The sequence below is a fragment of the Pedobacter sp. JCM 36344 genome, assembly GCF_046546555.1.
In the GTDB taxonomy this organism is placed as follows: domain Bacteria; phylum Bacteroidota; class Bacteroidia; order Sphingobacteriales; family Sphingobacteriaceae; genus Pedobacter.
Window position 1 is genome coordinate 63,604 of record NZ_JBKHKK010000019.1, and the last position, 13,795, is coordinate 77,398.

Annotated in this window: 14 protein-coding genes and 1 tRNA gene; 7 read left to right on the top strand and 8 right to left on the bottom strand. The window is 38.6% G+C overall.

The annotated features are described in order from the left end of the window. Nucleotides 1–4 precede the first annotated feature (4 nt). The 3 genes from yidC (at nucleotide 5) to ACHFIZ_RS16425 (ending at nucleotide 3,596) form a co-directional block, all read left to right on the top strand. The gene (gene yidC / locus ACHFIZ_RS16415; protein WP_410887800.1) at nucleotides 5–1,798 is read left to right on the top strand and encodes a membrane protein insertase YidC; all 1,794 of its coding nucleotides are present in this window, start codon (nucleotides 5–7) and stop codon (nucleotides 1,796–1,798) included. A gap of 315 nt (nucleotides 1,799–2,113) precedes the next feature. Beyond that, complete coding sequence (locus ACHFIZ_RS16420; protein WP_410887802.1) at nucleotides 2,114–2,293, top strand: hypothetical protein; 180 nt, start codon at nucleotides 2,114–2,116, stop codon at nucleotides 2,291–2,293. 31 nt (nucleotides 2,294–2,324) lie between these two features. Further along, on the top strand, nucleotides 2,325–3,596 hold the full coding sequence (locus ACHFIZ_RS16425) for a nucleoside recognition domain-containing protein (RefSeq protein ID WP_410887804.1): 1,272 nt from the start codon (nucleotides 2,325–2,327) through the stop codon (nucleotides 3,594–3,596). Here ACHFIZ_RS16425 and ACHFIZ_RS16430 read toward each other — a convergent pair whose 3' ends face one another. Together ACHFIZ_RS16430 and ACHFIZ_RS16435 are read right to left on the bottom strand one after the other, a co-directional pair. Next, nucleotides 3,597–3,893: a hypothetical protein gene (locus tag ACHFIZ_RS16430; RefSeq protein WP_410887806.1), complete on the bottom strand. Its 297-nt coding sequence runs from the start codon at nucleotides 3,891–3,893 to the stop codon at nucleotides 3,597–3,599. A gap of 256 nt (nucleotides 3,894–4,149) precedes the next feature. Next, complete coding sequence (locus ACHFIZ_RS16435) at nucleotides 4,150–4,512, bottom strand: response regulator (RefSeq protein WP_410887807.1); 363 nt, start codon at nucleotides 4,510–4,512, stop codon at nucleotides 4,150–4,152. A gap of 129 nt (nucleotides 4,513–4,641) precedes the next feature. Here ACHFIZ_RS16435 and ACHFIZ_RS16440 point away from each other — a divergent pair, with 129 nt between their 5' ends. Both ACHFIZ_RS16440 and ACHFIZ_RS16445 read left to right on the top strand, forming a co-directional pair. Continuing rightward, entirely contained in the window at nucleotides 4,642–6,012 is a 1,371-nt protein-coding gene (locus ACHFIZ_RS16440) for an exonuclease domain-containing protein (protein ID WP_410887809.1), read from the top strand. Nucleotides 6,013–6,066: 54 nt separating this feature from the next. Then, a tRNA-Arg gene (locus ACHFIZ_RS16445) sits at nucleotides 6,067–6,140 on the top strand. 242 nt (nucleotides 6,141–6,382) lie between these two features. Here the strand turns inward: ACHFIZ_RS16445 and ACHFIZ_RS16450 are convergent. From ACHFIZ_RS16450 to ACHFIZ_RS16465, 4 genes are read right to left on the bottom strand one after another with little or no spacing between them, the layout of a single operon-like run. After that, a complete protein-coding gene (locus ACHFIZ_RS16450; protein WP_410887811.1) occupies nucleotides 6,383–6,529 on the bottom strand; it encodes a DUF2256 domain-containing protein in 147 nt (48 codons plus the stop codon). Continuing rightward, nucleotides 6,526–8,022 (bottom strand): cryptochrome/photolyase family protein, encoded by a 1,497-nt coding sequence (locus tag ACHFIZ_RS16455; RefSeq protein ID WP_410887813.1) that lies wholly within the window; start codon nucleotides 8,020–8,022, stop codon nucleotides 6,526–6,528. Before ACHFIZ_RS16455 ends, ACHFIZ_RS16450 begins: the two co-directional genes overlap by 4 nt. Further along, nucleotides 8,019–9,317: a DASH family cryptochrome gene (locus ACHFIZ_RS16460; protein ID WP_410887815.1), complete on the bottom strand. Its 1,299-nt coding sequence runs from the start codon at nucleotides 9,315–9,317 to the stop codon at nucleotides 8,019–8,021. The genes ACHFIZ_RS16455 and ACHFIZ_RS16460 overlap by 4 nt, the downstream gene beginning before the upstream one ends. An 8-nt stretch (nucleotides 9,318–9,325) precedes the next feature. Continuing rightward, nucleotides 9,326–9,598 (bottom strand): TIGR03643 family protein, encoded by a 273-nt coding sequence (locus tag ACHFIZ_RS16465; protein ID WP_410887817.1) that lies wholly within the window; start codon nucleotides 9,596–9,598, stop codon nucleotides 9,326–9,328. Nucleotides 9,599–9,808: 210 nt separating this feature from the next. On the opposite strand from ACHFIZ_RS16465, the gene ACHFIZ_RS16470 reads away from it, so the two are divergent. Both ACHFIZ_RS16470 and ACHFIZ_RS16475 read left to right on the top strand, forming a co-directional pair. Next, nucleotides 9,809–11,539: an IPT/TIG domain-containing protein gene (locus tag ACHFIZ_RS16470; RefSeq protein WP_410887819.1), complete on the top strand. Its 1,731-nt coding sequence runs from the start codon at nucleotides 9,809–9,811 to the stop codon at nucleotides 11,537–11,539. A 52-nt stretch (nucleotides 11,540–11,591) separates the two neighbouring features. After that, nucleotides 11,592–12,125, top strand: coding sequence for a hypothetical protein (locus ACHFIZ_RS16475; protein ID WP_410887821.1), 534 nt, complete (start codon nucleotides 11,592–11,594; stop codon nucleotides 12,123–12,125). Between the two features lie 456 nt (nucleotides 12,126–12,581). Here ACHFIZ_RS16475 and ACHFIZ_RS16480 read toward each other — a convergent pair whose 3' ends face one another. Together ACHFIZ_RS16480 and ACHFIZ_RS16485 are read right to left on the bottom strand one after the other, a co-directional pair. After that, the gene (locus tag ACHFIZ_RS16480; RefSeq protein WP_410887823.1) at nucleotides 12,582–13,223 is read right to left on the bottom strand and encodes a DUF6266 family protein; all 642 of its coding nucleotides are present in this window, start codon (nucleotides 13,221–13,223) and stop codon (nucleotides 12,582–12,584) included. Further along, nucleotides 13,210–13,795 (bottom strand): hypothetical protein (locus ACHFIZ_RS16485; protein ID WP_410887825.1); only part of this gene is annotated, 586 nt, incomplete at its 5' end. The genes ACHFIZ_RS16485 and ACHFIZ_RS16480, both read right to left, overlap by 14 nt.

Genomic DNA, 13,795 nt, shown 5'->3' on the forward strand with positions numbered 1-13,795 from the left:
AATAATGGATAGAAATACTTTTACAGGACTGTTCCTGATCATGATCGTTCTGGCAGGTTCGTTCTACTTTTTTAAACCTTCTGAAGTTGATATTAAAAAAGAAAAAGAAAGATTAACTGCAGATTCAGTTAAATCTGCAGTTACGATTAATGCTCCCAATACTGTTGTGCCAGTGGCAACTCCAACACTAGATTCAGCAACACTTAAAGGGCCGTTTGGTAATAACCTTGCTGGAAAAGAAGCTGTTTCAATTCTTGAAAACGAAAGCCTAAAGATTAATTTTAGCAATAAGGGTGGTAAGATTTTATCGGTACAAGTTAAAGGTCAAAAAACCTATGAGGGTAAGCCAGTGATTTTATTTGATGGAAGTCAAAATAAGTTTGGCCTTAATCTTAATATAGGCGGCAAGATGGTAAGTACAAATGAGCTGTTCTTTGTAGCTACAAAAACCGGGACAGCCTTAAGTATGAAAGCGAATTATCAAGGAGATAAATTCATCGAATTCAATTATGATTTGAAACCGAACAGCAATAATCTTGCTATGAAAATCAATCTTAATGGAATGAACCAGGTTATTCAGGGAAATTCAATTTCGTTAAATTGGGAAACTATATTGCTTGAGCAAGAGAAATCTGTGTCAAATGAGCAACGCTATTCTGCACCTTATTACAAATATATTGATCATGACCCGAATCATCTAAATGTAGCTAAAGATGAGAAAGAGGAACTTAAAGAAGGTAAAATCGAATGGTTCTCGTTCAAACAACACTTTTTCTCTGCTGTACTTATCCCTAAATCTCCTTTTGAAAAAGGAGATTTAGAGGTGAAAGTGAGTACTAAGCCTGGTGAAATAAAATGGTACGCTGCTAACATGCAGTTGCAATTTAACCAGCTTGCTTCACAAACATACCCAATGAACTTTTATTTCGGAACCAACAAGTTCTCCACACTTAAAGCTCAGGGACATGAAATAGAGAAGCAAGTAGATATGGGATATTGGCCATTAAAATATATTAACAGATTTGTCGTGCTTCCTGTTTTCAATTGGTTAGAAAGCTTTGGCTGGAATTATGGTTTGATTATTCTACTTTTAACTGTAGCGCTTAAATTGGCGATGTCTCCGCTTACCTACAAGTCCTACTTGTCTATGGCTAAGATGAGAATCTTAAAGCCAGAAATGGATGTGATCAAAGCGAAAGTTGGCGATGATAATCCTACCCTTTTACAACAGGAATATTTGAAACTATATAAGCAAGTCGGCGTTAATCCTATAGGTGGATGCCTTCCCATGCTGCTGCAGTTACCTTTTGTGATGGCTTTCTTCTTTTTCTTCCCCAACCTTTTCGAATTGAGGGGTCAAAGCTTTTTATGGATGAAGGATCTATCTACCTATGATGATTTCATTAAATTCGGAGTTGCTATTCCATTCATTGGAAACCACTTGAGTTTAATGTGTATCCTGATGACAATCTCGACTCTAATTTACACCTATTTCAACAATCAGATATCTGGTGCCACCGGTCAGATGAAATACATTGGCTACATTATGCCAATTGTATTCCTTGGCGTACTGAACAGCTATCCTGCTGGACTTAACTATTACTACTTCCTTGCAAATATGTTGACATTTGCTCAACAATTTCTGATCAAGTCAATGGTTGATGATGACAAGATTCACAAAACTTTGCAAGACAATAAAGCAAAGCCTGCTGACCAGAAAAAGAAATCAAAGTTTCAGGCAAGATTAGATGGCTACATGCGTCAACAAAATCAGCTGAAGCAAAAGAAAGATAGTTAATAACAACCTATGACATCAAAAGCATCCTCAGGGATGCTTTTTTTATGACCAAATTTCCGCTAAAAATGTAAAAATTGCCGTGCAAGTTAAATTACACGCATTTTTCCACTTTTTATACCACCAAACTACCAAACATTCAGAATACTTTCTATTTCTTCCGGGTCTTTCAAGCAAAAGGATATCAAGCAATATTTAAATATTCCAAAGAATGACAAACAGCTATTTCATGTATTGATTCATATAGTATTAGTTAATGAGTTGTTAACTAGTGTGGGTTTGAATTACGAGGAAATTTATAATGCGTCAAATCATAAAATGCAAAAACTTTTCTATGTTAAAGACATCGGAGATTTACGTTACGCTAATGCGTACAAAACTTACGAAAGCCCTGGACTAAAAATTAATGAGTTTATATCAATAGATTCGCTGGCAAATCTGAACCTTCTTGAAGACGATAAAATTATTTTATCGCTCTTTAATGGAATCTTAGTGTAATTACCTTAATTTAAACCTCAAAAATAAGCAAATGGCGTTAAGTAGAATCTGGTCTGCCTTTATCATCGTAGCAATCGTAGTTGGCTCCATTAAATGTTTCTTTTTTGGGCAATCTGATATCTTCAACTGGATGATTATAGGAAAAGCAGATGACGCTACTAACCCACTTAAGGTTGATGGTGTTATAGAAACCTGCTGGACGGCCGTAAATATTTGTTTAAAATTAATAGGCATCATGGCTTTATTTATGGGATTCATGAGTATTGCAGAGCGTGCTGGAGGGATTAGATTGCTGTCGAAAATTATAGGTCCCTTTTTTTCCAAGCTTTTTCCAGATATTCCAAATGGACATCCAGCGACGGGGCACATGGTGATGAACTTTTCAGCTAATTTGTTAGGTCTCGACAATGCAGCCACTCCGTTTGGTTTAAAAGCGATGGAGAGCTTGCAAGAACTAAACCCTAATAAAGACACGGCCTCGAATGCGCAGATCATGTTTTTGTGTCTTCATGCATCTGGCCTTACACTGATACCAGTCAGTATCATCGCAATACGTGCTTCGTTAAATGCGGTCAACCCTACCGATATATTTATCCCCTGTATGATTGCGACTTTTATGGCAACCATGGCGGCTATGATTATTGTCTCCTTCAAACAAAAAATAAACCTATTGCAACCTGCAATCCTGGGATGGGTTTTAGGTTTATCCATTATCATCTCGCTTCTCGTCCTATACCTTGTGAGTTTGAATACGGCAGCACTTCAATCCTTCTCAGGAATATTGAGTAACGGCCTATTGTTGCTTATTTTCCTAATCATAGTGCTGGGAGGAGTTTATAAGAACATTGACGTTTTCGATGCCTTTATTGACGGAGCAAAAGGTGGATTTGAAACCGCTATCAGAATTATACCCTATTTGGTTGGTATGCTCATAGCGATAAGCCTATTACGAACAAGTGGAACGTTTGAGATCGTGATAAATGGATTGAAATACGTTTGTACCGCTTTAGGTGCTGATTCAAGATTTATAGATGGAATCCCTACCGCACTAATAAGACCGCTAAGCGGAGGAGGTGCCCGGGGAATGATGGTTGACACGATAAAGACTTTTGGAGCAGATTCATTTCCTGGTAGGTTGTCGAGCATTTTGCAAGGCTCATCAGATACTACCTTTTATGTTGTTGCCGTATACTTTGGTGCGGTGAATATCAAAAACACAAGGTATGCAATTGGTGCAATGCTGCTGGCAGACCTTGTCGGGATTTGCACGGCGATCGGGTTGTGTTATCTTTTTTTCGGGTAATCAGACTAGGCTACCCTGCTTGCTAGTAGAAAGTTCAGCTATTATACGTTGAAGAACCGTAGGTTCAACTGATGCATTCTTGGATATTCTCCAAGTTGAAGAACTATCGGTCCAAACGCAAAAAGAGTGATAACCATCTACTATTACAGCATAGGTTTCGTGAAAGTCATCTTGAATTCGCATACAGAAACCTTTAATAGGTTTTCCCTGTACATCAAACTGGAAGTTTAAATAGTCGCTTAACATATCGAATTTGGTTAGTGAGATCATAACAAATCTGCCAATTAAATGTTTCATTAACATAAAGTCTAGAACAACATTTTGTTAATTAAGAAAACGATACACGTCAAACAGCACTATTACTGCGATAACAGAACTAGATAAAAAGGAACGAATGTCTGCACAAACCAGAATCAGCAGAAGAATAGCGTTAAAGGGTAATTTAATTAGCGATCAACACAGCAACCCGATTGAAATTCAAGTAGTGATTTAGTATAGCACTGAAATCAGTACAGCAAAAATTGAAAAGATATACTAATTAGTACAACTATGATTAGGCGATGAATTGAGCATTAACCTTTTTTATGAGATTATCGATATCAAAAGGTTTAGCAAGGAAATCATTTGGAGAACCTTTTTCATTTAAAAGGTTGTGAAGATTGTGGCTTGCTGATATCATCACAATTGGGATGTCCATTAATAATGCGTCGCCTTTGATAGCTCTGCATATATCTCTTCCATCTATTCCACCGAGCATAACGTCAAGCAAAATAAGGTCTGGACGTTGAAGAGAAATTGCCTGCATGACTTCCCGTCCGTTTGTCAGGGTTGACACCTCATAACCTTCATCTTCCAGTATGATTTTTATGATATCAACAATATCATTGTCATCATCTACAGCTAGTATCCTTCTCAACTTCTATTAGTTACTTGTATAATCCTTGTTTACACACTTAAGCCATAAACATGCCAATTGCCATTTTTTTTAATACTTTATCTTAATACTAATTTTATTAGCATATTTACACCTGATTAAATCAGGTAGATGTTATACGCAGTTGTAGATATTGAAACGACAGGAGGATTTGCTTCTGGCAATGGGATTACTGAGATCGCCATAATAATTCATGATGGATTAAAGGTGATTGATCGTTATGAGACGCTTATTAACCCAATTCAAGAGATACCTTCACACATTGAGGCGCTTACAGGTATCAGCAATGAAATGGTTGAATTTGCACCTACATTTAATTTGGTCGCCGAAAAAATCTACGAGCTGTTGAACGATAAGATCTTTGTTGCCCATAATGTCAACTTTGACTTTTCTTTTGTTCGTCACCAGTTGGCTCTGGAAGGTTATCAGTTGCAATGTAAAAAATTGTGTACGGTAAGAATGAGTCGCAAGATTATTCCGGGGCATCGTTCCTACAGTTTAGGAAAGCTTTGCAACGATTTGAATATACAGCTTAATAACCGCCACCGGGCTGGAGGTGATGCTGATGCAACCGCCATACTGCTTACACATCTTTTAAACTGCGACTGCGATGATCATATTAATACTGCATTAAATAAGTTCTCCAAAGACCACATCCTCCCAGCAAATCTTCAGAAATCCGAGGTAGAAAAGCTACCATTAACAACGGGTGTTTACTATTTTAAAGATCAAAAGGGAAAAGTAATCTACGTTGGAAAGGCGAAGAATTTGCGCAAACGGGTATGTTCTCACTTTACTGGGAATAGTACAAGCAGACAGCGTCAGAATTTTCTTAAAGAGATCCATAACATAGATTATGAGGAATGTGGAACAGAATTAATGGCCTTCATTTTGGAGGCGTCAGAAATAAAGAAACTATGGCCACCATTCAACAGAGCGCTAAAAAGCTTTAGCCAGAAATACGGCTTGTATTATTTCGAAGACCAAAAGGGATATTTAAGGCTTGGAATAGATAAATACAAAAAGCAAACTACAGCACTATATAGCTTCGACACGATTCTCGAAGGTCATAATTTGCTAAGGCTTTTGATAAAAGAACATCTTTTGTGTGAAAAACTATGTTTTGTACAAACTAACCGCAACGCTTGTACTGGTCATGACGAAGGTCAATGTGCTGGTGCATGTTTAAATAAAGAGTCTGCTGCTTCTTACAATGTACGGGTAAAGTATGCGCTTAATCAGTTAAAATCGATGCTTCCCTCCTACGCCGTTATTGATACCGGAAGAAATGAGGATGAGCAGAGTTGCTTGTTAGTAGAGAAAGGCATCTTTTATGGAATGGGCTATATCTCGAATCACAGTGATATAACAAAACCTGAAATGCTGAAGACATCTTTACAGCCTTATCAGTCAAACGATTACATTTTACACATGATTTCTTCTTACGTGGAACGGTTTCCGCACAAAAAAATATCAATATAACCCTTGCGGATTTACATCTTAACCTCTATATTTGCGACTTCTGTAAAAGGATATGCATCCATAGCTCAGCTGGATAGAGCAACGGTTTTCTAAACCGTAGGTCATAGGTTCGAATCCTATTGGGTGTACATCGCCTCGCAAGTACATGGGTACTTGCGAGGTTTTTTTCTACCAAGCCCTATACCTATTATTTGTAATATGCGGTAATTGACTCCTATTTCAGTGTAGTAGCCATAAGAAACTGCTTCAATTGCGCCGCATTTTATCCCGTCGGATTATTCGACCGATTTTACACAACGCATCGATGTAGCTATGCCGTTGAGTGAACCAGCCTAACTGAAATATGAGATAAGTGGCATTCGCTTAAAAGTTAAGGGTGATTGGTATTATTTCTGCACCTATCACTGCAGTATTTTACATTGTCCCAATTTTTCTCCCACTTTTTACGCCAGGTAAATGACCTGTTGCAAACTATGCAGATTTTAGTAGGTAAATTTTGCTTTTTAACATCCTTCATTGCGTTGTTTGATTATCCAGTTGTGCTAAAAAAATTTCGGCGTTATTTAAATGATTTTGCTGCTTTTCCGGAGCCATTTTATCATAAGTATTGATCAGCATGCCTAAACGCGGATTCGTTAAAAAGAAACTTCGATGCACGTGCATGAATCGCCAGAAAAGCCCGTCCCATATAGATTGCCACTCGCCCTTTTCATAATCACTCATTTTCATCAGGTAATTACTGCCGCTGATGTAGGGTTTGGTGACCATCAGTCCACCATCGGCAAACTGCGTCATGCCATACACGTTGGGTACCATTACCCAATCGTATGCATCAATAAACATTTCCATGAACCAACGGTATACTTCATCGGGATCAAATTCACACAACTGCATAAAATTCCCCAATACCATCAGCCTTTCTATATGATGGCAATACCCGGTTTGTAAGATCTTTTTAATCGTTATATCAATCGGAGGGATCCCCGTTTCGCCTGTCCAAAAAGTATGTGGAATCTTTCTTTTAAATTTCCAATAGTTTGTGGTGCGTTGTTTAACACCTTCGCGATTGTATACTAGGTGAATAAATTCTCGCCAACCCATTATTTGGCGGATAAACCCCTCTAAAGAGTTCAAGGGGATATCATATTCCTGTGCTGCATCTAATGCTGCTTCAATGATTTGGGTGGGCTCTAAGAGCCCGATATTGAGCATCGGTGTTAAAACAGAATGATGAAGTACGACTTCTTTGGCCACGATAGCATCTTCATAAATACCGAACTTTTCAAAGCGATTCTTTAAAAACTCATCCAGCCAGTTTGCAGCATCATCAAAGCTTACCACAAACAAACACGGCGCGTCTGAAACACCGTAATTATCGGGGAAATACTTTTTAACATATTGCTTAGCTTCCACAATATATTTGTTCTCCTGAGGTAATTCGATGACTGGTGCTTTTTCCTTTTTAGGGAACTTTTGCCGATTATCCGAATCAAATGTCCATTGGCCGCCTATCGGTTGCCCATTACTTTCCAGCAAAATGCCGCGCTGCTGCCGCTGCCATTTATAAAAGTCTGTTTGAAAGTACGTCTTCTTTTTACTGAAATAATCCTCCGTACTTTGTACTGTATTTAAAAAATTAGGGCTATCGTAAAGGTGCAGGCTGATGTCATGTTTGGCACTGGCATTTTGCATTCTTTTAAACAGCCAGTCATCTGCCACTGCAGCCATGTGTATATGACTTATCTTTTGGCTCGCAAGGCTTGCCACCAATTGCCGGCAATCATTTTCGCTTACGTTGGTATCAATGTAATTAACGGTGTAGCCATTTTGCTCCAGCCAGTCTTCATAGCATTTCATGCTTGCCCGGTGCAGTACTAGTTTTTGCAGGTGAAAATTATATTGCCGGAAAAACAGCCATTCTTCCACCAAGTAGATCACTCGGCTTTTTTGTAATGCCGGATGGTTTTTAAATAACTGGTGCGGAAAAATGATAGTAGCTGAATTGATCATGTAAGCCAAAGTTGTTGAAAAATGTTATCCGGATCGTACGTCGCGGCCTGTTTGGCGATATTGAAATAACGGTTAGGCCTGGGGTCGTTTCCTACGCCAGCAAGGTAAGCCCAATTACCCCAGTTACTGCAAACATCGTAGTCCACTAATTGCTGTTCAAAATAAGCTGCACCGTAGCGCCAGTCCAGCTTTAGATCATTACAAAAATAGCTGGCCACGTTTTGCCTGCCCCTGTTGCTCATAAAGCCGGTAAGTTTCAGTTCAATCATATTGGCATCTATAAATGGCTCGCCGGTTTGGCCGTTGATCCATTGGATTAGCGCCGCATTAAATTTTGAGGGGTTAGCCGCTTTAGGTTGTTGGCTAACTGACCTTAAAAAGTAACGTATCCCGTTTTTTTCCATGCATAACCCAAAATAGTCCCGCCACAACAATTCAAAAATAAGCCAGTAGGTAGATTCGTTGGCTCCGTATATCGTCTCAAATTTTCTTACTTCTTCGTAGATTTCTCTTGCAGAAATACAGCCTAGTGCCAGCCAGGCAGAAAATTTAGAAGAATACCTTTCACCAACCATACCATTGCGTGTTTCTTTGTATGTTGATATGGACTGCGTTTCAAAAAAATAATATTGCAGGCGCTCGTGTGCTGCCTTCGCGCCACCTTTAAATTGTATGGCTGTCCGGGGGTCCACTGTTACTTCTTTGCTGAATAACTTATTTAAGCAGGTTAAATTTAATGGAGCGATATTAGGAGATGCGATATTAGATGGTTTAGGCAATACCGGCCTGACGGAAAATACCTTTTCCGTCCTTTTTCTAAACTCTGTAAATGTATCCGGCAATTGACCAACAGGAAATGGAAGTTCAGACGAATGTAAAAGGTTTCGACACTCAAAGGTTAAAAAAGTGCAATTTAACTTTAAGAGTTCATCTGCTACCTTTTTTTCTGTGATCAATTCCTCCGGAGCGACTTCCTTCTCTGCATAAATTTTTTGAGCGCCGTATTCATTTGCGATCCTGAAAATCTCTATTTCTGGAATTCCATTTATTAAGACCAAACCTGAGCCTAAGCTCCGCAAATCTTCATCCAGTTGCTGCAAACTTTCTTTTAAGAATTTTAGTCTGATAACCCCGGTTTTCTTAAACCCGTATTTTGTGGTACCCAAAAGCGCATCGTCCAAACAATAAAATGGAACCACTTCATCATTTTCTGCCATGGCTTTCACTAAACATTCGTTATCGCGTAAACGTAGATTTGTTTTGAACCAAACTAAGGCCATTTTTTTCGCAGACATAAGGACGATTAATTTCGTTTACTGATCGTATTGGCACTGATTTGTCTTTGCCTGTCACATTTAACCCTGCAAGACAAACTTCCATGTTTTGTTTTTCGCCCTTGCATACGCTTGCGCCACATTTTGAAACTTGACGGCTTAATTTCATTGCACATCAATTCAATAACCTGTTGTTCACCAATTCCAAATTGAATCTTAATAATATCAAAGGGTGTTCTGTCTTCCCATGCCATCTCTATGGTGCGGTCTGTAACTACAAGAGGAAATATTGGCGTATACATCTATAATATTTTGGTACGCAATGATAAAGATAATGTTGTGAGGATTTTCTACGGTCAATCATATTTGTGCAATATAATACCAAATATTAAAAAGTAAAATAATATTGTACTACAAGTGTCTGTCAAATAAATTACTTGGACAAAATTAACATAAGGTAATAGGAGAAAAGCCAGCCCTATCACTTATATTAGACCATAAAATCTAAATTAATGAAAATTCTCCGCTTCTCGGCGACTATCCGCCATGGGCTTTTAATGCCCTCCCTGATCCTATTGGTAATATTATTTTCATTAGGTTGCGGAAAAGATAAAGCACCGGCGCCTGAAATTCCTCCAGCTGAAGTGGAAACTTCGTCATTAACATTCAATAGTCCAATTGGCGTTGAGATAGTTGGAAAAATCATCAATCCTGGAGGAGGAAAGATTACAGACCACGGATTTATTTACTGGTTCACCGCAGAGGATGAAATTTCAAAAGGCACCAAAGTTTCCCTGGGAGGAGAAATTACATCCGGCTTTTTTACCACGACGATTAATGGATTGAAATTTCCTGAAGTAAATGGCCTTCAAGCCTTATTTGTTGCAAAAGCATATGTAACTGATAAAAATGGCACACGATACGGTGAAATATTTTCCAGCCGCTATAATGGCTCAATTGTTTCGAGTATTATTCCTAACGAGGGAAAAACTGGTGATATAATTGCTCTTGCTGGGTCTTATAAAGGGTTAAAACCGGGCGATATTAAAATCACTTTCGGTGGTATACAAACGCCCATAAAGACAATAACAGATATTGGAGTTACCGTTGAGGTGCCAACTGGAATTCCAGTAGGACATGGACAAACAATCGAAGTGAAGTCTTCTGTGGGAAGCTTCACTTCTTATGTATCTCACGAATTTAGAATTTGGGCGAACATCAAAGACATGAACCCAAAATTTGGCCCTATAAATACAAAGATCAGATTTACTGGAGATAACCTCCCGGCGTCAAAAGACGCGATGCATGTCTATTTCGAACAGCACTCGGAGGTAACAGGAAACTCAGATTACGATAATGGATTTTATGTTGGTGTTCCTGGAAATATTATGACGGAGAAGTTGACGCTGAGTTATAAAAAAGGTAACGTAAGAGCAGTACTGCCCTGGGAGTTTGCTTTAACACCTCCTGTAATCAAATCCATTAGCCCGAATCCGGCCCTAGACCTGCAGACGGTAGCCATACAATTGGATAACTTTTTGTATTTGCAAAGAGGCTATAATGAATTCTCTGTGAAAGTGGGGAATTTTCAGCAATGGGTTACTGCAAATGAAGATGGTAAGCTAATTTTTCGTCTAGACCATAATGCAAAGTATGCCACAGGAAATAGTTATCCTGTTTCCATAACTTTTGGCCCGCATACCGTTAGTTCCTCTACAGCGCTCACCATTGCAAAACCTGAAGCCACCGGATTTTCTCCTAAAGCGGGCTTACCCGGGGTACCGATCCACATCACTGGGAAATTTGCGAAAGGAGCCAATTATATTGTGAAATTCAATAGTAGTGGGGGTGTGTTTTTCGATGCAGTTTCAGAGTCGGAAATAGTTGGACGTGTGCTTATGGGTATGGAGGCAAAAACTTATACGTTAAGTGTTTCAACTGACGCAGAGAATGTTTTGGTGCCTGGCGGGGTTTTCGAAGTATTGCCTACCAGATTTGATGCTGTTTCTCCCTCATCTGCAACAGCGGGTTCAACAATTTCCATCACAGGTGAAGGTTTTTACAATAATGGGAGTACGATTACTGCTAATTTCGCGGGTCATACTGCTCATGTGAATTCAGTTACTCCGAATAAAATCACTCTTGTGCTTGGAAACTCAACTCCTCCGGGAACATATCGTATCAAGCTAGATTGGGATAACAGGATATACGATACCGGACAAAGTATTACCGTGGTCCGCTGATGATTTATAATAAGGCATCTTAGGAAGGGCATATAACATAAATCTAAAGAACATGAAAAAATATATTTTGTTGTTAGCTTTCGCAGCTTTTTTTTTAACATCCACTGCCCAAATTTCTTTATCAAAAGATATAAAAATACAAGTCCCCAAAGATTTAAAGATCGTCAATTCATCAACGGTTAATAAGAAAGAATTGGGAAAAGCAAAGTGGCCATTGTTGTTTATAGATGACAATGATGGTAGTCAGGTCTTTGAAAAGGATGGAGTCATACTAAAAATGTTTTATCAAACTGGCAATTTAGAGAAAGACTTTCTTCAAGGCAAAGAATATGAATTTAAGCAGCTAAAGGCTAGGTCTAAAAACTATTACAGCCACTCAAATTATGAGATCAAGAAAATGAACGGTTTTTCAGTTTTCATCTCTGAAAAGGAGCGATTCGATGATCCAATTGGATATTTAATGTGCTATGGTTTACCTAATTCCTTAAATAAACTTTTGATAACGGTAGTACAATATAAAAAGGAAGATAGAACGAAAGCCCTAACAGCACTAATAAGCCTGCTAAAAGGTGTTGAATTTATATAGTTATCTAGTATAATTGATAATGAATTTGCAAGTTCATTATCAATCAAAGGTTTAATAGAATACTCCCCAATATTAGGTCGATATTTTAAGGTTTTAAAAAAGGTCGTAAATTTAGACAGGATGAAAAAGTAAGGCGTTAAAAGAGTAGAAGACACTTGCAGAACTCGCAGTTCATTATGATCTTCATCCTACGCAGATTTCTTTTTGAAGAAGTAGTTTGTTGATAACGATGAAATCAGCTTATTCAATGGGAAATTACATTTCATCGTTATCAACAAACTATCAAATGTTTTTTGACATCGATTGTCTTAAGTAATCGTTATAACATGGTTAGGTTTAAAGATTATATAGCAAGCCTAATAAAAGTAACTCAAAAAACGGATAAATTTAAAAATACGTCAAAGAACTTTTCTGCTCGCTTCACAGCAAGCAACTTAACAAGCAACAACTCCTACTCTACCCTACCACTATCTCACCCAGGTACGCGCTCGTACTTACCTTATCGCCCTCCACATTCACATACTGCATCCAGCAATGCAAAGTATCTCCGGCAAATTCAGCTGGCAATTTCAGTTCTGCCTGCTCTGCTTCGCGATTTGCAACTCCTACAAATGTGACGAACTTCTCCTTAGCCGGATTGTATAAGACAAACGTGGCTTTATCATCGCTTTTATTATAGATCGACGCATTGAAGTTTTGCCATTTGATGTGCACCAGAGAATCGATTAACGTCAAGATCTCAAATACAAATGATAACAGTAATTCTCCTTTACTCAACACTACATTTTTATAATCAATGCTGATCTCGTTTCCATTTACAATTAACGCTTCTTTGAAAATTAACGCAAAAACTTCGTTTAATGGTGTTTTACTTCCTGTAAGTACTTTGAAGCCAATCGCAATTATTGATTTTAATGGCTTAAGCCAACAACTAATCAACGTCATAATGTTCCGCATCCTGATCTGCTTCTCCGAGGGGTTATCAACCCGGATGTCCGGAACACTTCGCATATAATCAACACCACGGCTTGTCGCCCCTACTACAGTCCCTATCTTCCCGGAAAAAGGTCCGTTAATCCCATTTTTATACTTTCCCATTGTACTCAGTTTTAAATTGTTCAATTTGTGCCGCATCCAACTGGATGTCGGTATAGATTCCTAATAGATACAGCGCATTGTCGTTTTCAATGCCTAACGACTCCAATCGACCATCCCATGCATAATACTCCAGCTCAGTCTCCAGAAATACATCGTCAAATTCAAAGATCTGCTGATAGGCAAGGTTCCAGATCACCATCCCATAGCATTCAATCAACCCTCCTAAGGATTCCAGTATGTCCGCATAGCCTTCATATTTCAGTTCTCCAATAATGGTCAACCAAGTCAATATCGATTGCTCCATAACATCCTCGTCCGCCGCTATCTCTTTCCATACCAGTTCATTGGCATTCGTATAGCTGATGATGTGTTGCTCAATCTTACGGATGATATTCATCAGGTAAACAACCGGCTTGTCTTCTACGAGGTTCAATATGGCCATGTCGGCCGACCAATCCATAAATCCATCTTTACCATAGGTCCCGATGCTTTCTGCAGGGACTACTCCCTTTAAGAACGATAACTCTCTTTCATGTGCCAGCAAGAAACAATGCTCCATCATGGAGCGAATG

What these genes read in the sequence shown, in the direction of transcription:
- ACHFIZ_RS16450 (WP_410887811.1), bottom strand. Translation starts at nt 6,529, where the DNA reads ATGAAGGATGTTAAAAAGCAAAATTTACCTACTAAAATCTGCATAGTT.
- yidC (WP_410887800.1), top strand. Translation starts at nt 5, where the DNA reads ATGGATAGAAATACTTTTACAGGACTGTTCCTGATCATGATCGTTCTG.
- ACHFIZ_RS16470 (WP_410887819.1), top strand. Translation starts at nt 9,809, where the DNA reads ATGAAAATTCTCCGCTTCTCGGCGACTATCCGCCATGGGCTTTTAATG.
- ACHFIZ_RS16480 (WP_410887823.1), bottom strand. Translation starts at nt 13,223, where the DNA reads ATGGGAAAGTATAAAAATGGGATTAACGGACCTTTTTCCGGGAAGATA.
- ACHFIZ_RS16425 (WP_410887804.1), top strand. Translation starts at nt 2,325, where the DNA reads ATGGCGTTAAGTAGAATCTGGTCTGCCTTTATCATCGTAGCAATCGTA.
- ACHFIZ_RS16475 (WP_410887821.1), top strand. Translation starts at nt 11,592, where the DNA reads ATGAAAAAATATATTTTGTTGTTAGCTTTCGCAGCTTTTTTTTTAACA.
- ACHFIZ_RS16430 (WP_410887806.1), bottom strand. Translation starts at nt 3,893, where the DNA reads ATGAAACATTTAATTGGCAGATTTGTTATGATCTCACTAACCAAATTC.
- ACHFIZ_RS16455 (WP_410887813.1), bottom strand. Translation starts at nt 8,022, where the DNA reads ATGATCAATTCAGCTACTATCATTTTTCCGCACCAGTTATTTAAAAAC.
- ACHFIZ_RS16460 (WP_410887815.1), bottom strand. Translation starts at nt 9,317, where the DNA reads ATGTCTGCGAAAAAAATGGCCTTAGTTTGGTTCAAAACAAATCTACGT.
- ACHFIZ_RS16440 (WP_410887809.1), top strand. Translation starts at nt 4,642, where the DNA reads ATGTTATACGCAGTTGTAGATATTGAAACGACAGGAGGATTTGCTTCT.
- ACHFIZ_RS16465 (WP_410887817.1), bottom strand. Translation starts at nt 9,598, where the DNA reads ATGTATACGCCAATATTTCCTCTTGTAGTTACAGACCGCACCATAGAG.
- ACHFIZ_RS16420 (WP_410887802.1), top strand. Translation starts at nt 2,114, where the DNA reads ATGCAAAAACTTTTCTATGTTAAAGACATCGGAGATTTACGTTACGCT.